The organism is Saccharopolyspora hattusasensis, assembly GCF_050972075.1.
Classification (GTDB): domain Bacteria; phylum Actinomycetota; class Actinomycetes; order Mycobacteriales; family Pseudonocardiaceae; genus Saccharopolyspora; species Saccharopolyspora hattusasensis.
In genome coordinates this window covers 1,336,202-1,354,718 of sequence record NZ_JBPCDC010000001.1, presented here as the reverse complement: position 1 = coordinate 1,354,718, position 18,517 = coordinate 1,336,202, and the positions used below count along the sequence as shown (strand labels likewise).

At 65.9% G+C, this 18,517-nt stretch carries 6 protein-coding genes and 1 pseudogene; 4 read left to right on the top strand and 3 right to left on the bottom strand.

All coding sequences use genetic code 11. The features are described from left to right. The first annotated feature begins 525 nt into the window (after positions 1-525). From ACRXBZ_RS05590 to ACRXBZ_RS05575, 4 genes are all read left to right on the top strand, one after another. Positions 526-1,809, top strand: coding sequence for a helix-turn-helix domain-containing protein (locus ACRXBZ_RS05590; RefSeq protein ID WP_433878110.1), 1,284 nt, complete (start codon positions 526-528; stop codon positions 1,807-1,809). A 1,241-nt stretch (positions 1,810-3,050) separates the two neighbouring features. Continuing rightward, entirely contained in the window at positions 3,051-3,389 is a 339-nt protein-coding gene (locus tag ACRXBZ_RS05585; RefSeq protein WP_433878109.1) for a hypothetical protein, read from the top strand. A gap of 279 nt (positions 3,390-3,668) precedes the next feature. Then, positions 3,669-9,737 carry an SDR family NAD(P)-dependent oxidoreductase gene (locus ACRXBZ_RS05580; protein ID WP_433878108.1) on the top strand — a complete coding sequence of 2,023 codons (6,069 nt, stop codon included), beginning with the start codon at positions 3,669-3,671 and terminating at the stop codon, positions 9,735-9,737. Between the two features lie 5 nt (positions 9,738-9,742). Further along, positions 9,743-16,228: a beta-ketoacyl synthase N-terminal-like domain-containing protein gene (locus ACRXBZ_RS05575; protein WP_433878107.1), complete on the top strand. Its 6,486-nt coding sequence runs from the start codon at positions 9,743-9,745 to the stop codon at positions 16,226-16,228. A gap of 265 nt (positions 16,229-16,493) precedes the next feature. Here the strand turns inward: ACRXBZ_RS05575 and ACRXBZ_RS05570 are convergent, their stop codons facing one another. The 3 genes and pseudogenes from ACRXBZ_RS05570 to ACRXBZ_RS05560 form a co-directional block, all read right to left on the bottom strand. Beyond that, positions 16,494-17,111: a helix-turn-helix transcriptional regulator gene (locus ACRXBZ_RS05570; RefSeq protein WP_433878106.1), complete on the bottom strand. Its 618-nt coding sequence runs from the start codon at positions 17,109-17,111 to the stop codon at positions 16,494-16,496. 442 nt (positions 17,112-17,553) lie between these two features. Then, the gene (locus ACRXBZ_RS05565) at positions 17,554-17,727 is read right to left on the bottom strand and encodes a hypothetical protein (protein WP_433878105.1); all 174 of its coding nucleotides are present in this window, start codon (positions 17,725-17,727) and stop codon (positions 17,554-17,556) included. Between the two features lie 496 nt (positions 17,728-18,223). Continuing rightward, a pseudogene (locus tag ACRXBZ_RS05560) lies at positions 18,224-18,468 on the bottom strand (transposase); the annotation flags it as partial. Positions 18,469-18,517: the final 49 nt, after the last annotated feature.

Sequence of the window (18,517 nt, the reverse complement as noted above, 5' to 3'; positions counted from 1 at the left end):
GGTTTTGGTCAGCGGGTTCGGGTTGGAACACGAGGTGATCGGGCGGCCGGCACTGCCAGCAGTCCCCGGCGGTTGCGGTACCGGCGTCGGGAAGCGCGATCACACGCCCACATCGGGTGGTGAGGGCGTCGGTGCTGTAGTGGCGAACACCCGTCCAGTCCACCCACGTCGAGGCTCACGGATGGATCATCGCCGGCCGGACCTCGGGCCCGAATTTCGCTTGGACCGACCACCACAGAAGTAACCCAGGTCCATAGAGGACGGTCCGCAGGAGGACGGCGACGGCGATCAACAACCACTGCATATGAGTGTCCCGATCTCGGTTCGGCAGTTCATTTCGGTAACTGTTTGGGCAGGTCACCGCGCTATTCTTGCTGACTGTGCCCGTCATGTAACCGTGTGGAGCCGGGGTGGGAAATAGTGTGGGAACAACTCCCACAGGCTTGATGCGATCACTTCAGGCGTACAGATCGCTACGCTTACGGGAGACATGGAACCGCCAGTAGCGGACGTCGGGAGTGCGTCATGGCACGTGAGGCAGAGAGCGTCGTGGAGTTGCGCCGCGCCCTCGGCGCAACGCTTGCCAGCCACCGGGAAGCCAGCGGCTTCCATCAGGGGGAACTTGGCAGCCTGACGCACTACTCGCGCACATCGATTTCGCATATCGAGGCGGGGCGGCAATTTCCCGGACGTGATTTCTGGACAAAAGTAGATGAGATCTGCAACGCGCACGGGAGCTTGGTGGCACAGTTCGATGCGATCCAAGCGGAACAGAACTCGCGGAAACTAGCCGATTTGGCGTCCAGGCAGGAGGCTATTACAACGCCTGCTGGCTCATGGTTCTCGATTCCTGTTGCGTTCAGTGATGACGAGCAGGATGCGCTAGAGCTAGCTAGGCGTGCTAGAGCGAGCGATGTCGGAAACGAAACTTTGATGATGATGGAAAGCGTTGTTGATGACCTGGCTTGCGCATACTCCAAGACGCCGCCAAGCGTGTTGCTTCCCAGGATTCGGCAGCACCTTCGCTATGTTCAGCAGCTTCTCGATGGTCGCATGACGCTGGCGGAGCACCGACGGCTCCTAGCCGTTGGCGGGTGGCTTTCGTTGCTGTGCGCAACTGTGCATATCGATCTTCAGCAAGATTCGGCGGCTACTGCCCGACTACGTGTTGCGGCGAGCTTGGCGTGCGATCTAGATCATCGCGAAATTCATGCGTGGTGCTATGAGACCGAGGCGTGGCGGGTCCTCACCGTTGGCGCCTATGAACGCGCGGTGGAGTTGTCCCAGAAGGCTGTGCAGATCGCTCCGAATGGAAGTTCGGTCGCTATCCAGGCAACGGCGCAAATTGGCCGTGCCAACGCGCGGCTTGGAAAAGCAGAAGAAACGTATGCCGCTATCGAAGCGGTTCACAAGATGGTGTCACCGATGCAACGGCCGGATCGACCGGAACATCACTACCGATACGATCCTGACAAATCGATTTCTTATACCGCAACAACATTGGCATGGCTCGGCGACCCAGTGGCCGAAAGCTACGCACGTGAAGTCATCAAGCGTTTGGGGCCGAGTTCAGACTTCAGCAAGTGGCCACGCCGAGTGGCTTCAGCGAACCTGGATCTGGGCCTGGCACTACTCGCTTCCGGCGGGCTTGACGAAGCGTGCGACGTGACCATGCGGGCGATTGCATCGGGCAGGGTGGTTCCGTCGAACCACTGGCGAGCTCTTGAAGTCGTCAGAGCAGTCGAGACCCGGCAGTTGCCAGAAGCAGGCGAGCTACGAGAAGCCTACGAGGCGCTACCGGGCGCATAACCGCGTCGTAGTGGTCCCAATGCGGGGCCTGTTCCCGTACCGGATCGCGTTGAGGCTGGACTCGCCGAATCAGGTGGACATGGTGCTTGGTGACGAGGCTTGGCAACTGGGTGCGTGGGCTGACCGGATCAAGCGCTCTGCCCCGGGTCCAGGGCGTGTGCAAGGTTGATCTGAGGGTTGCGGCGGGTTTCTGTCCAGGTGGGATGCGAGACGAGGGCGCGGTTTCCGGTGGGAGATCATCGGGTTGTCCAAGCCGTGACGGTCTATCCAGGAGCCGCGCTCTTGTGTTCTTGGCTTCCCTGATTCGGGTTGTGCTTGACCGGCCCACCGTCACAGTCGAGTCCTTGCGGGGTCGTGTGGACGGTCTCTGGCGGGCTCTGGAGGCTGTGGGCGGGGAATCCTGTATGGGTTGCCGTTGCTGCCGGCCCTGGCGGTGCTGGCGGTGACCGCCGGTGCGAAGACGTTCATCGAGTCCGCCTCGGCGGAGAGAACCCGCAAGTTCCATTGAAATCGAACCTTCGATTTCAATGGAACTTGCGGACCGTCGGCGTGTCGCACCCCGACACGCCGATGCCTGTGGACAACCTCCGCAATTTCAATGGAAATCGTGGGCGGGTACGGACGTGCCAGGGCCCGCAGCCTGGAAGGTCCTTGTTCTGGACGGAAACCTGCGAACCGATCTGCTCGGGGGCCCGGCAGGGCATCCGAATATGGCGCTGGCGCCGCCCGAACGGCAAGGTCGCCGGTATCGAAACGGTCCACCACCTGGCCAACCTGCCACCCACCTCCCTATCCGAAACTACCTAAACCGGACAGGTCAACCTTGCACACGCCCTGGCCCGGGCCTGGGGTACGTCATCGAGGAAGGGATCCGGGAGCCTCTGCGGGCTCTCGCGGGCTATACCGACGACACCGAGATTCACCGCATCGCCCGGGACTACACAGCACCCGGCAACAACGGGGGCTGACGCCCCACCCATGACCGGGGAACGTACGGGCCTGCCACGTCCTGTCCAACAGGTGTCCGTGGGTTGGTACCTCACCAGGAAGACACATCCCGGCCACCGCGGTGGCCGGAAAAAGTAGCAGCGAAAGCCGTCCGCTGATCAACTACTTCGCCCCTTGATTCCGCCTTACCCTGGAGATCAAGGGGATTTTTCTTGCACCGGATCCGCTGGGGATGGATTCCGCGATTCGTGTTGCGCTGAAAGGAAAAGTGCCGATGTTGACAAGCGGCCTACGTGCTCACCGGGTCGGTGAACCAGACCTGCCTGGAGGCCGGAATCTCGTTGGCCATCAGGAACAATCTTGACCGCGATACAGACGAAGACGCGGGGATACCGTTCAGGGAAATGCCTCGCGGCTTGACAGTACGTGGCCCGCGCGGAGATGACGGAAAACACAAACAGATCGCACAGGAAGTTTTCTCGAAGTTGAAGAATCTCGAATACAAGCCGATCTATTTCGGCTACGATCTCGACGAAGTGATCGAATATTGGGATCCCGACAAGAAAGGCGACACCGAGGTGATGGAATTCTGGGAGCCTGACCAGAAAATCGATCACAGTAAGGAAGTCTGACACCCTCTACAGCGCTTCGCCCTGTTTCGGCTCAACGTTCGACCGAAGCAGGGCTTCTTGTGAACCGCCTGCACTCAGCTGGACCGCACAAGCGTTGAGCGCGAAGCGGGTCGACGGGATGTGGACGCCGCCCTTCTCACCGTGGGTAAGAACTACCTACGGTGAGAGACTGCTGAAGCCGCACTACCGGAAGTCGCTGGATAACAGTGGTGCAACAAAAGACCACTCGCTATAGCACCCCAATAGACTCACGGGACCATCGACACTGAGGACAAGGCCATGCCCGAGGCGAGAACGAGAACCATGCCGCCGGTCGCGATTGTCGGGGTCAGCGCGCTGCTGCCGGGTTCTTCCGATCCGGGCGGATTCTGGCGCACCGTCGTGACGGGAGAAGACCAGGTCACCGAGGTACCGGCGACGCACTGGCTGGTCGAGGACCACTACGACCCGGATCCGGCGGCACCGGACAAGACCTATGCGCATCGCGGCGCGTTCCTCTCGCCGGTGCCGTTCGATCCGCTCGCTCACGGCATTCCCCCCAAGGTGTTGGAAGCCACCGACACCAGTCAACTGCTCGCACTCGTGGCAGCCGAACAACTGCTGTCCGGCCTTACCGGCCTGTCGGGTGTGGATCGCGAGCGGGTGAGCGTAATCCTCGGCACGTCGTCGCTGGAACTGCTGACCACTATGGGCAGTCGCATCCAGCGGCCGGTGTGGCTGAAGGCGTTGCGGGAGAGCGGCATCGCCGAGGACCAGGCGCAGGCGATCTGCGATCGAATAGCAGCCAGCTACGTCCCGTGGCAGGAGGCCAGCCTGCCCGGCTTACTCAGCAACGTCGTGGCCGGGCGGATCGCCAACAGGTTCGATCTGCACGGGAGCAACTACACCACGGACGCCGCGTGTGCGAGCTCGCTGGCTGCGTTGTCCAGCGGGGCGAACGAACTCGCCACCGGTCAGGCTGACTTGGTGATCACGGGCGGGGTGGACACACTCAACGATCCGGTGATGTACACCTGCTTCAGCAAGACACCCGCGCTTTCTCCAACTGGCGATTGCCGTCCCTTCTCGGACCAGGCCGACGGCATGGTTCTCGGGGAAGGGATTGTCCTGTTCGCGATTCGCCGCCTCGAAGATGCCGAGCGCGACGGCGACCGGATTCACGCGGTCATCCGTGGCATCGGCACTGCCTCGGACGGGCGCGGCAGCTCCATCTACGCGCCGGTGCCCGAAGGACAGGCCAGGGCGCTGCGCCGGGCCTACGACGCAGCGGGCTACGGTCCGGAAACGGTGGAGCTCGTCGAGGCGCACGGCACTGGAACTGCCGCCGGGGACGCTGCCGAGTTCGCCGGGCTTCGGGCCGTGTTCGGCGCGGCCGGACGCTCCGACGCCCAGTGGTGCGCGCTTGGCTCGGTGAAGTCGCAGATCGGCCACACCAAGAACGCGGCGGGCGCTGCCGGTCTGCTAAAGGCCACGCTCGCATTGAGTCAAAAGGCATTGCCTCCGACGATCAAGGTCGACCGCCCCAATCCGGCACTCGGATTCGCTGGCAGCCCGTTCTACCTGAACACCCAGGCACGTCCGTGGATCAGCGACGGCAGCCATCCGCGGCGCGCTGCGGTGTCCAGCTTCGGCTTCGGCGGAACAGATTTCCACGTCACGTTGGAGGAGTACCGGCCCTCGCCGGGGTCGGAGAGCCGTGCGCCCGAGTTGACCAGGGCCGCCTCCTCCGAGCTGGTTCTGTTCTCGGCCGATTCCCCGCAGGCGCTCGTGAGCGCATGCCGGGCAAGCACAGGTGTCTCCCGCCCGCTGGCCGCGATCGCGCGGGAGACGCAAGGCGCGTTCGACCACACCGCCCAGTCCAGACTGGCAATCGTGGCGACCACCGAAGCCGATTTGACCGCGAAGCTGGCAGCGACAGCGGCCCGGATCGAAGCGGATCCGGAGACGGCGTTGTCCGCCCCGCGAGGTGTCTACTATGCGCCTCGTCGTATCGATCCCGGCAAGCTGGGACTCCTGTTCTCCGGGCAGGGCAGCCAGTACGTCGGGATGGGCGCAGAGGTCGCGATGCTTCATCCGGCCGCCAGGAGTGCGTGGGACTCGGCCGCTGGAACCTGCTTCGACGGTGTCGCGCTGCACCGCTTGGTATTCCCGCCTCCCGCCTTCACCGAGGACGAGCGGGGTGCGCAAGACCGCCTGCTGACCCGCACGGAGTGGGCACAACCGGCTCTCGCTGTGCAAAGCCTTGCGTTGCTGGAAGTTCTGCGCACCTTGGGGGTCTCGCCGGATGCCGTTGCGGGGCATAGCTTCGGAGAACTGGTCGCGTTGCACGTCGCCGGTTGCTACGACGCCGAGACGCTCATCAGGCTGGCACGCAAGCGCGGCGAACTGATGCGGGACGCCGCCACTTCACAAGGAGCTATGCTCGCGGTCGCAGGCTCCATCGACGACGTCCGCCCGGTCGTTGCGGATCTCGGCGACCAGCTGTGGCTCGCCAACCACAACGCACCCAAACAGGTCGTGGTGTCCGGCACCACCGAGGCGATCGACCGGCTGGCGAAATGGCTTGCCGAAACCGGCCGAGCTGCCCGGAAACTGAACACGGCCGCCGCTTTTCACAGCCCGCTCATGGACTCCGCCCGCGCACCGCTGCGGGAATTCCTTACGGCAGTGGACGTCGAGCCGCCGCGAATCGACGCGTACTCGAACGCGGAAGCCGACCGTTACCCGTCCGACCCGGACGCGATCCGGGACCGCCTCGCCGACCACCTTCAGCGGCCGGTCCGGTTCGTAGACCAGATCGAGACCATGCACGCCAACGGTGTCCGTACGTTCGTCGAGGTCGGTGCGGGAGCGACCCTCGCGAGACTGACCAGCGACATCCTGGCCGGACGCGAACACCTGTCGGTCAGCCTGGATCACGCCCGTACCGACGGGGTCACCGCCCTGCACGAAGGGCTGGCCCAGCTCGCCGTGCGCGGCATTCCCCTGAACTTCGAGGCACTGTGGTGCCCGTTCACGCCGATCGAGGAACCCCGAATGGACGAAAAACCCGGCATGACAGTGGACCTGCTCGGCGCGAACTACGGCAAACCGTATCCGCCGCCCGGCGGTGCCCACGAACTCCCGCCGCCCAACCCACCACAGCAGGCCCAGATCACCACCCCAGTTCCCGAACCCGTGGACGAACCTGTCGTCCACGGACATCGACCTCCCCCCGACTGGGTGCCGAGTGAGGGGCATCCTTCACCAAGCAACCTGGTCAGGAGTGCCCCGCATCCCGTTTCGGACCCCTGGCTGGATGCGTTGCGGGAGACGCAGCGGCAGGCGAGCGAAGCGCATGCCACCTACCAGCGCGTGATGGCCGAGACGCACCTGGCGTTCCTCCGCATGTCCGAAGCGGCTCTCGGCGGATTGTCTTCCGGCGGCGTGCCGGAAGCAGCGTCCGGCGGGTTCTCTTCCGGCGGCGTGCCGGAAGCAGCGTCCGGTGGATTGTCTTCCGGCGGCGTGCCGGAAGCGGCTGCCGTGCAGCCCGCGGTTCCCCCGTGGGGCCATGCCGGCTACACCGTGCCCCAAACGCCATCGCCTCCACCGGAACCCGTGGGTGTTCCGGTTCCGGCTGCTGATTCGGTTCCCGCTGCTGATTCTGTAGCACCGGCATACGACGCATACGACGCATACCCGGCTTCGGTTGGAAACCCGGTTGAGAACCCGGTTGAGAACCCGGCTGCGGAGCCGGAGTCGAGTGGTGTTGATGTGGGGTTGGTGTTGGAGGTGGTCGCGGAGAAGACGGGTTATCCGTTGAGCGTGCTTGATGCGGGGATGGAGCTGGAATCGGATCTGGGCATTGATTCGATCAAGCGGGTGGAGATTCTTTCGGCGGTGCGGGAACGGGTTCCCGGTCTGGCAGAGGTTGATCCGGCGCTGCTGGGTGCCGCCGGAACGCTGGGCGAAGTGGCTGAACTGCTCGGCGCCGGGGACAGCGGCGTGGTGCCCGTCGGAGCCGAACCTGCCGTATCCCAGGAAATAACGCCGAGTGACAAGCCAACCGAGTTGACGCGACTGGCCATTTCGGCCCGGCGGGCATCGGCGGCCGGGTTCGCGCTGTCCGGGTTGATCGGCGCGTCGATAGCGATCACCGAGGACGGAACCGGCGTGGCCGAGCCGCTGGCGGCCGAACTCGTCGAGCACGGTGTGCGCGCGTTCGTCACCGCGGACGTCCAGGGCGACACCGACGGCGTCATCTTCCTCGGGGGCCTGCGCTCTGGCTCGGCAGATGAGGCAATCGGGGTCAACCGGGACGCTTTGCGGGTGGCTCGCGCGATGGTCGCTGGTCGTCCGGAAACACCCGGGGTTTTCGTTACGGTGCAGGACACCGGTGGTGACTTCGGGCTGTCCGGCTCCGCGCCGGAACGCGTGTGGCTCGGCGGGGTCGCGGCGCTGGCGCGTACCGCCGCGAAGGAATGGCCGGGCACGGCGGTCAAAGCGATCGACTGCGAGCGGGGTGGGCGCAGCAGCGTCGAGCTGGCCCGGGCAATCGCTCGTGAGCTGCTCACCGGCGGCGGGGTGACTGATGTGGGACTGACCGCTGACGGCGCCCGCACCGTGCTCCACCACGCCGAGGCGCCGTTCGGCGACTCGTGGACCGATGTGATCGGCCCCGAGTCCGTGATCGTCATCAGCGGTGGAGCGCGCGGTGTGACCGCGATGGCGGCGCGAGCCCTCGCCGCCGCACGCAAACCCAAGGTCGTCCTGCTCGGCCGCACGCCCTTGGCGGAAGAGCCGTCTTACCTGCGTGGCGTGTCCGGCGAGGCAGCGGTGCGGGAGGCGGTGGCCGAGCACCTGCGGACCAGTGGTGAGTCAACCGCACCGCAGCGGATCAGGTCCGAAACCGCCAGAGTGCTTTCCTGCCGCGAAATCCGGGCGACGCTCGACGCGCTCGAATCCTGCGGTTCGCCGGCCCGCTATCTTCCCGTGGATGTCCGCGACAGCGCGGCGCTGACCGAGGCTCTGGCGGAAGTGCGCGCGCGGTGGGGGCCTATCACTGGGGTCGTGCACGGGGCCGGGGTGCTGGCGGACAAGACCATCAAGGACAAGACCGACGAACAGCTCGACTACGTCTTCGGCACGAAGGTCGGCGGTCTGCGCACCCTGCTCGACGTGACAGCGGACGATCCCCTTGATCTCCTCTGCGTGTTCTCCTCGGTCGCCGCCTGCTACGGCAACGCGGGGCAGAGCGACTACGCGATGGCCAACGAGGTCATCACCCAGATCGCCGCGGCAGAGCGCGCGAAACGACCGCGGTGCCTGGTCCGCACCATTGCGTGGGGCCCGTGGGACGGCGGGATGGTGGATGCGTCGCTGGCCGACCGCTTGCGGGCCTCCGGAGTCCAGCTGATCCCGATCGAAGCAGGGGCGAAAGCGTTCGTCGACGAGGTACTGGGCGCGCACGAGCCTGTGCATGTCGTGTGCGCCGCGGGCACCTTCCCGAAAGCCGAGCCCAGCGCAGCCGGGGAGATCGTGGTCACCGACCGGTCGCATCCGTATCTGGCGGACCACTCCGTTGCCGGCACGACGGTGGTTCCGGTCGCGATGGTGCTGGAGTGGTTCACCGCCGCGGCGCACCTGGCCGGAACGTGCGAAACCGCCGCGCTTCGCGACCTCGACGTACTCCGCAAGATCACCCTCGACCACTTTGCCGGAGACGGCGATATCGTGCGCATCACCTGCGAGCCCGGCGGATCCCTGGTCCTGCATGGCACGGGCGAGTTGCCGCATTACCGAGCGAAACTGGACTGCGGACGGACCGCGGTTTCGACTGAAACAACAATTGAAACAACAACTGAAACAACAACTGAAACAACAATTGAAACCGCGGTCGGCGCACCGCGCCGATGGGACATCCCGGCGCGCCTGGACGCCTTCGGCGACAGGCCGATCTACGACGGCTACCTGCTGTTCCACGGTCCGGCGTTCCAGGCCCTCCGCGGCGTCGACGGGGTCTCCGCGGCCGGAGCGGTTGGGACGGTTGTCGGCGCGCGTGTGCTGGGCTGGCCAGATGAGCACCGTTACACCGATCCGGCGGCGGTGGACGGCGGTATCCAGTTGGCGACCTTGTGGGCTGAGCGGGCGCTGGGGACCGCCGCGCTGCCCATGGGCGTCGGCGAATTCCGGCTGCACCGTCCGGGAATGCTAGACGGTGCGGGCACGAGCATCATCCGGGCGGGCGAGGTGCACAGCGCTCATGCTGAGTGCGATCTCCAGCTCTGCGCCGCCGACGGCACACCCGTCGCGGAGCTGCACCGGCTTCGCCTGGTGGCCCGCCCCGATGGCGCCCCGAGCGGGAGGTGACGGGCGTGTTCGAGCCGATCGCCATCGTCGGTCGTGGGTGCGTACTACCGGGCGCACTTGACCCGGATACGTTCTGGGACAACATCATCGAACGCCGTGTCAGCCTCACCCGGGTTCCCGAAGGCCGCTGGAGACTGCCCGCCGGCGACGTGCCACTTGGCATCAGCAGTGACGTCGGCGGTTATGTCTCCGGCTTCGCCGATGTCTTCGATCCTGACGGGTTGCAGGTCGATGCCGCGCGGGTCGGCGTGCTGGACGAGTCGTATCGCTGGGTACTGCACGGTGTGCTTCAAGCACTGGGGGAAGCAGGCGTCGGCCAGCCCCACAAACGTGCCGGACTGGTGCTCGGCAATTTGTCGCTGCCCACGGACGGCATGGTGCGTTTTGCCGAGAGCGTGTGGTTGTCCGACCAGACGCCCGCTGTCCGGGCGGTTTTGTCCGGCCTGCTCGATGGGCCCGAACCCAGCGCGCTGAACCGGTTTTCCTCCGGTATCCCGGCGCATTTCGCGGCCGCCGCGCTCGGCTTGGGTGCGGGCGCGTTCGCGTTGGACGCGGCGTGCGCATCGTCGCTCTACGCGATCAAGTTGGCGTGCGATCGCCTGCACGATGGCACGGCGGATCTCATGGTGGCGGGCGCGGTCAACCGGACCGACGATCTCGCGATCCACCAGGCGTTCAGTGCGCTGTCCGCGCTGAGCCCTACCGGACGCAGCCGTCCCTTCCACCGCGATGCCGACGGCCTGGTCCCGGCGGAAGGCGCGGCCTTCGTCGCCCTGATGAGGTTGTCCGACGCCCTCGCCGAGGAGGTCCGGATTCGTGGCGTGATTCGGGGTGTCGGACTGTCCAACGACGGACGGTCGAAGGGCATCCTGGTGCCCACCGAGGAGGGTCAGGTTCGCGCGCTCCAGCAGGCCTATGCCGACGCTGAGATCTCGCCTGAGTCGGTGTCGCTTCTCGAGTGCCACGCGACCGGCACCAGCCTCGGCGATGCGGTCGAGGTTCGCAGCACCTCGCGGGCCTTCGCCGGGGCGCGGGATCTGCCGATCGGTTCGGCGAAGTCGAACACCGGCCACCTCATCACGGCCGCAGGAGCCACCGGTGTGCTGAAAGTGCTTGCCGCGATGGACGCCGGCATTCGCCCTCCAACGCTCGGAGCCGATGAGCCGGTCGAAGCGCTGCGCGACACCCCGCTGCGCCTGCTGCACGAAGCCGAAGCGTGGGAAGGCCGCCGTCGTGCCGGGATCAGCGCGTTCGGCTTTGGCGGCAACAACGCCCACCTGGTCCTCGAACAATGGACAGGTGACAACGTGGTCGTGAGTGCGAAAACGGCCTCTGGCCCGTCTTCGCACTCACGACCCGATGAGGTCGCGATCGTGGGGATCGGCGCGCGAGTCGCCGACTGCGCGGACTTCGACGAGTTCCGCGATGCTCTACTGCGTGGGACCCCCCGCCTGAGCCCTGCCGTCGACTACGCGGTCGCCGTCCCGGAACTTCGCGTGCCACCAGCGGACCTGCAGAAGTCACTGGGCCAGCAGGTGTCGATTCTGGAGGCCGCCCGCGAGGCGGTGCGCGATGTCAGTCTGGTCCGGGATCGGACGATGGTGCTGGTCGGCATGGGTTGCGATGCCGAGGTGGCCCGCTATCCGACCCGCACCCGCGTGGCGAGCAACCTCGGCGAATCGGACCTTCGCGAGCGGTATCCGGACGCTTTCGCGCCGGTACTCGACGCTTCCGTGGTCGTCGGCACGATGCCGAACGTCGTGGCGAACCGGATCAATGCCCAATTGGACCTGGCCGGACCGAGCTTTACCGTCTCGGCGGAGGAAGCATCCGGTCTGGTGGCGCTCGAAATCGGTGAGCGAGCCTTGCGCACGCGGGAGGCCGACGCGGTGTTGGTCGGTGCCGTCGACCTCTCCCACGAGCAGGTCCACCGCAAGGCTCTCGCAGACCTGAACATCGACGTCCCACCCGGCGATGCAGCCGTCGTGCTGGTCCTCAAACGCCTCGACGACGCGCGCCGAGACGGCGACGACATATTCGCCGTCCTCACGGACCCCCAACCGGATGTCAGCCTCGTCGTGGGTGACGGCGCAATTTCAATGGAAATCGGGGATTCGATTTCCATTGAAATTGCGGACCAGCAGAACCAGGTGGCTCATCGCTGCAGAGAATCCTTCGACCCCGCCGGGGTTTTCGGGGTGCCGCATGCGGCCAAGGGGTTGCTGGCCGTGGCGTGCGCCGCCGTGGCCGTGCGGCACGGGGCGATACCGCGTGTCGACCAGTCGGCCGATCCGCGTGTCGACCAGTCGGCTGGCCCGCGTGTCGATCAGCCGGCTGGCCCGCGTGTCGACCAGTCGGCTGGCCCGCGTGTCGACCAGTCGGCCGATCCGTCCGTTGGCCGTCGGAGCGCGGCTGTGGCGGTGTCGACGCTGGGGTCGCAGGAGCGACATCTCGGACTCCGGGCTGACTCCGCGGTTGCGTGGATCGCCGATGACGTCGGCAGATTGCACGTGTTTTCCGGCACCGATGCAGCCACAGCCCTCGCTGCCGCGCGGGCAGGCCGGGAAACCGACACGGGACCCGCGCGACTGGTCATCCTGGCTTCCGACCGGACTCAGCTGCACGATCGGATCGGGGCCGCCGAACGTTGGCTGGACGGGCACGGCCTCCAGCCGGAAGGGGTGGCGTTCCGGAACGAACCGATCGCGGGCGAAACGGCGTTCGTGTTCTCCAATGGTTCCGCCAGCTACCCGCGGATGGGGCGGGAGGTCATGCTCGCGCTGCCGGATATCCGGCAACGAGTCGAACAGCGTTGTGGGTCGCTGACCGAACTGATCGGATGGGCGTACGCCGGGACGGCACCACGTGCGCTGGACCAGATTTGGGGCGCGTCAGTACTCGGCCAGCTGCACACGGAGATCACGCGGGGCTTGCTCGGCGTGAAACCCACCGCGGTCATCGGCTATTCCTCGGGAGAGTCCAGCGCACTGGTCGCGATGGGCGCATGGCGCGACGTACCGCGGCTGGTTGCGGAGGTCGAGGACTCCGTGGTGTTGACCAGCGCGCTCGCCGGGGAGTTCGCCGCCGTTCGCCGGGCGTGGCGGCGGCACGGCGTTACGGGCGAGAAATGGGCCGCCTACATCGTCAGCGCATCAGCGGAAGCCGTCCGCGAGGCCGTCGCCGGCGAACCCGCCGTGCACCTGATGGCGATGAACGCGCCCGGGGTTAGTGTTCTCGGCGGCGAATCCGAGGGGTGCCGGCGGGTGCTGCGGCGGCTGGGACAACCGAACGCTCTGCGGCTCGACTACGACATTGCCGCGCACGTCCCAGAGGTCGACGAGGTACGGCGAGAGTATTGGGAGCTGCACCGCCGGCCCACCTTCGATCTGCCGGACGTGCGCTTCTACTCCTGCGCCACCACGGAGCCGTACGTGGTGACCGCGCAGAATGCCGCCGACGCCGTGACCGCGCAGGCGGCCGGCACAATCGATTTCATCGGGACCGTCGAGCGGGCGTGGCGCGACGGGGTCCGGGTGTTCATCGAGCACGGGCCGCGCGGGCTGTGCACGGGATGGATCCAGCGGATTCTCGGCGACCGCGAACATGTGGCCGTAGCGCTGGATTCGGCTGACGGCCGGAGTTTGCGCCAGCTAACACGCGCGGTCGCGGAACTGGTCGCAGCGGGTGTCATCCTCGACCACGAACGGCTCCTCGGCGCGCTGGCGACCGGTCGGCCCGCGCCACGCCCCGTGGTCGAGGCCTTCGCCACCGCGGCACATCCACCGCCGATCGTGCTACCGGAACCGCACCCGGAGCAGCGAATGCATCCGGCACCGGTGCTTCCTCCCGTGGGCGAGATGTTGGCACCGGTCCCGGATCCGGCGGGTGAGCCGCTACTGCCCGTCCGGACTCCGGCACCCGTCCGGACTCCGGTCGAGAGGGCGGCACTCCACGCGGACGGCGAATGGCACCGCATCGTCGCTTCGATGCACCAGGAGTTCCTCGAAAGCCATGCCCAGGTGCATCAGCAATACCTCGCCCTGCTCGAGAAATCACGCATGGTCCTGATGCGCCGCCCCGGTACGCCCGGTCGGGGCGAGGTGCAGGGCACCGTTGACCAAGCACGTTGGTCAGAGGCGCCCTTGACCCAGCACCCGACCGGGCAGTTGAGCGGCCCGCTTTTCGGTCGGGAGCAGCTTGTGCAGTTGGCGAGTGGGCGGATTTCGGAGGTGTTCGGGCCGGAGTTCCGGGCGCAGGACGGGTTTCGGCGTCAGGTCCGGATGCCCCAGCCTCCGATGCTGCTGGCCGACCGGGTGACCGCGATCGATGCGCCGCGCGGGCGGTTGGGGACCGGCACGATCTGGACCCAGACCGACGTGGCCGCCGATGCGTGGTATCTCGATCCGGCTGGGCGCATGCCGGCCGGTCTGGTGATCGAGGCAGGACAGGCGGACTTGCTCCTGATCAGCTGGATGGGGGTGGATCTGCTCAACCGTGGCGAACGCGTTTACCGGCTGCTGGGCTGCGAGCTGACTTTTCACGGTAGCCCACCCGCGCCCGGTGAGATGCTCGACTTCGACATCCACATCGACGGGCACGGCGACCACGGTGGCACGCGCCTTTTCTTCTTTCACTACGACTGCCGGGTCGACGGCGAACTCAGGCTGAGCGTGCGCGGCGGCCAGGCGGGGTTCTTCAGCGACCATGAGCTTGCCGACACCAGCGGCGTCTTGTGGGATCCGGCCGGCGAGACCCCGGAACCCGCTCGCTGGCTCGATGAACCGCAGGTGGTGTGCTCGGCGCGCAGCTTCGCCGCCGAGCAGGTCGCCGCATTTGCGGCTGGTCGGCCGGACGACTGCTTCGGCCCAGAATGGCTGTGCACCCAGGCGCACGTCCGCACCCCGCGCATCGCCGGCGGAAAGATGCTGCTGCTGCGCGAGGTCACCGAGTTCAATCCGGCCGGCGGTCCGTGGAAACGCGGTTATCTGCGGGCGGAAACACCGGTCTCCGCTGCCGACTGGTTCTTCGAAGGCCACTTCAAGGACGACCCGTGCATGCCCGGCACCCTGATGTACGAAGGTTGCCTGCAGGCAATGGCCTTCTACCTTGCGGCACTCGGGTACACCGTGGACGCCGACGGCTGGCGGTTCGAGCCGGTGACCGGCGAGCCGGTGGCAATGCGCTGTCGCGGCCAGGTGACCCCGGACAGCCGGTCGATCACCTACGAAGTGTTCGTCACCGAAGTTTCGGCGGGTCCGGTACCGACCCTGATCGCCGACGTGCTGTGCACGGTGGACGGGGTCAAGGCATTCCACGCGAGACGAGCCGGGCTGCGCCTAGTGCCGGATTGGCCGCTGGCGACCTTGGTTCCCGTTCAGGATGCCGAAGTCGGCAGCGGCATCTTCGGCCATTCCGGGCTTCTCGCATCGGCCTGGGGCAAGCCGACCGATGCGTTCGGCCCCGCGTTCGCCCCGTTCGATGGCGTCCGGCGTTCGGCGCGGTTACCGGGGCCGCCGTACCACTTCATCTCGCGGATCGTCTCGGTCGACGCGCCGCAGGGCGCGATGACCGCGGGCGGTCAAGCCGTCGCCGAATACGACCTGCCGGCGGATGCCTGGTACTGGGCGGAGAACGGGTATCCGGTGATGCCGTTGGCGGTATTGATGGAAGTGGCGCTGCAGCCGTGCGGGTGGTTCGCCTCCTACGCGGGATGCACGCTGTCGTCCGAAGAGGACCTTCTTTTCCGTAATCTGGACGGCAGCGCCACTATTCTCGGCGAGGTGGACCGGTCGGTGCAGACGCTACGCACGACGGTTACCCTGCTTGACATTTCCCGGTATTCCGGGACGATCATCGTCTCGTTCGCTGTGGACGTCGAGGCCGATGGGCAACGGTTGCTGCATGCTTCGAGCGTGTTCGGTTTCTTTCCCACACAGGCATTCGCCGAGCAAATCGGCCTGCCCTCTGCCAGCAGCGAGCGACTCTCGGGCGACTCGTGTCGAGAGCTGGTTCCCTGTGACGGGCACGGCTCGCTGCGACTGGCTGGTCCGATGCTGCTGGTGCTGGATCGCATCACCGGGTACTGGCCCGACGGCGGCAAGGCCGGGCTCGGCCGAGTGGTGGCGGAGAAGGACGTCCGGCCCGGCGAGTGGTATTTCAAGGCCCACTTCTTCCAGGACCCAGTGCAACCGGGCTCGCTGGGGGTGGAAGCGATGTGCCAGCTGCTGAGGTTCTACATGATCGACCGCGGGCTGGGCGACGGCCTGACCGACCCGCGGTTTTCGTTGGTGACCGATCGGCCGCTGACCTGGAAATACCGGGGACAGGTCACGCCGGCCAACCAAACGGTGACGGTCGAGCTGGACGTGCTGGAACTCGGCGAGGACCCCGACGGCCGCTTCGCGGTGGCCGACGCTTCGCTGTGGGTCGACGGCGCCCGCATCTACCACGTCCCAGAACTCGCACTCCGCGTCGTTGAGCAGAACCCGTGAGCCCTTGGGCGTTTTTACAACTGAGCCCAGAAGATTCACGGCTTACTGGCCGGCCCCAAGCCTTGGACCCGAGCGAGACCGATGCCAATTCTCAGCCGTTTCCCGCTTAGCCGGACCCGCCCATTTCGCCCGAGACGGCCCGATTTTGCCCAAGAAAGCCCGATTTTGCCCGAGACGGCCCGATTTCGTCTAGACGGCCTGGTGTTCTGCAAGCGTGCCGTCACGGGGGACGCAATCGGCAGTTGCCCTTATCCCCGTACCCTCATCAGATCGCTCCGGCTCTCATCGCAAAGGCCACCGCGTGCGGCCGGTTGCGCAGGTTGAGGCGACTGGTCAAGCCGTAGATGACGTTCTTGACCGTCCGTTCCGAATAGCACAACTTCTGCGCGATCTCCGCGGTGTCCAGACCGCCGGCCATCAAGCGCAGCACGTCGGCTTCGCGGTTGGTCAGCCCGGAAGCGTTCAAACCCTTCGGCGTCAGCACTTCGCGCTGCAGGTGGTCGACCTGCTTCAGCAACTCCCCCAGCAGGTCGGGCGGCATTATGGCGCCGCCTCTTGCCGCGGCGATCACGCTGTTGACCAGTCTCGTCCCGGTCGCGGCGGTTCGCGGCAACACCGCCACCACGCGGGCTTCGACCACCCTCAGCACATTGGACGGGTCGAGTTCATTGGTCACCAGCACACGAGGAACCGGCACCTGTTGTGCCGACTTTCGCAGCTCAGCCAACATCTTCGAGTTGACGGGATCCGCAGCGAATACGATCACGTCGGCTTCGGCTGGGCTCGGAACAAGAAACAACTCCGACCGCGACTTCAGGTAACTCGTCAGGCCGGCCACGGTGATCGGGTCTGCTGCCTGCACAGCCACTCGCACTTGGTCCATCAGGATCTCCCACACGCTCCGTGACAATGTGGTCTCAGTGTGCGAAGGCTGTCTTCACGAATTCTCTACGTCGTCTCCATGGCGTCTAAACAACCGAACAGCCTGTTCAGAGGTCTTGTGCCGCTAGGTCACAACGCCTCTGCTCATCCGGCAAAAGGTCATCCGGGCATTATGAGCAGGGCCGCGCGTTCCTCCCCAACGTATGGCAGCATCGGCCATGCTCATGTGCATCCGTGACCTCGGACTCCGACCGCTGCTGCACCGCGTACCCGGCTTCGTTTGGCAGGTCGGGCATCACCAAGAATTCCCTCTCTATTTCGGCGCCGTCAACCAACCATGCCCGAAAATCGTGCCGACTGTGGCCCTCGCAAGGAGAACTGACCTTTCGTGTAACCCTCTTTGCCCCCGTTTCAACCCAGGTCGGCCTGTGGCGAGACGCCTGTCACAGCCGCTTGACCGTCTCAACGACCGTCCCCGCGCGGCGGAGCTCGGCGGCGGCCGCGCGCCCTACAGCCACGCCGCGGCTGCGGGAGAAGGCTAGGCGATGACCAGTGTGGTGGGCGGGCAGGTGGAGATCACCGGCCTGCGCGGTGGGTGAGCCCACGTGTAGAGCCATCGTGCCTGGTCACCAGTCGTGAGTGCGAAAACGGGCTGGAGCCCGTTTTTGCACTCACGACACCCGGCCTGCGGCAACGGCACCCTGTACCGGTCGCGATGGAGGTCACGAACAAGCTCGGTGTCGGAGCGAGGCCGATGCCTCTTTTCTTCTATCGCCCGGGTTAAAAGGGGCACACTTGTCGGGCTTCCGTGGTGGAGTGCCGTGTTGTCTGGCAACATCGCTCCGATTGCGTGTGCGATGTTGAATCGCGCATGACGAGAAGTGGTGAGGGGCGATGCTTGGTCAGGAACGTTGGTTTCTGCTGGCAGCCCCACATCCGCTTCCTGATGTCACGGACAGGTTTCTCGACTGGATTCGCCAACCTCGCTCAGGGCGAATCGCCCAGGTGGGGCTGGAGACCTTTACTTGTGGGACAGCTGTGCGGGGCGTCGGGCTTTCGCACCAAGTTCAGGAGCGCGGCACGGGTCGACTCGACGCGCTACCGCAGGCGCGTCTTGCGGAGGTCGTGGTGGTCTGCAATGAACTCCGTGATCAGCGATGTGGCCGGTCGGTCTCGACGGCGAAGAAAGCCGACGTCGCCGTGAGAATCGCGTTGTCGCGCTTGAGTTCCGTATTCTCCCGGCGTAGCCGTTGCGACTCCGCTGACTTTTCGGACGCTACACCCGCACGCGCCGCGGTGTCGGTCTCGCTGTGGCGAACCCATCTGCGCACCGTCTCGGCTGTCCCGACACCTGGTGGATCGGCCAGCGTCTGCATGGCTGACCGCTCCGGGGCATTTCTAGTCGCT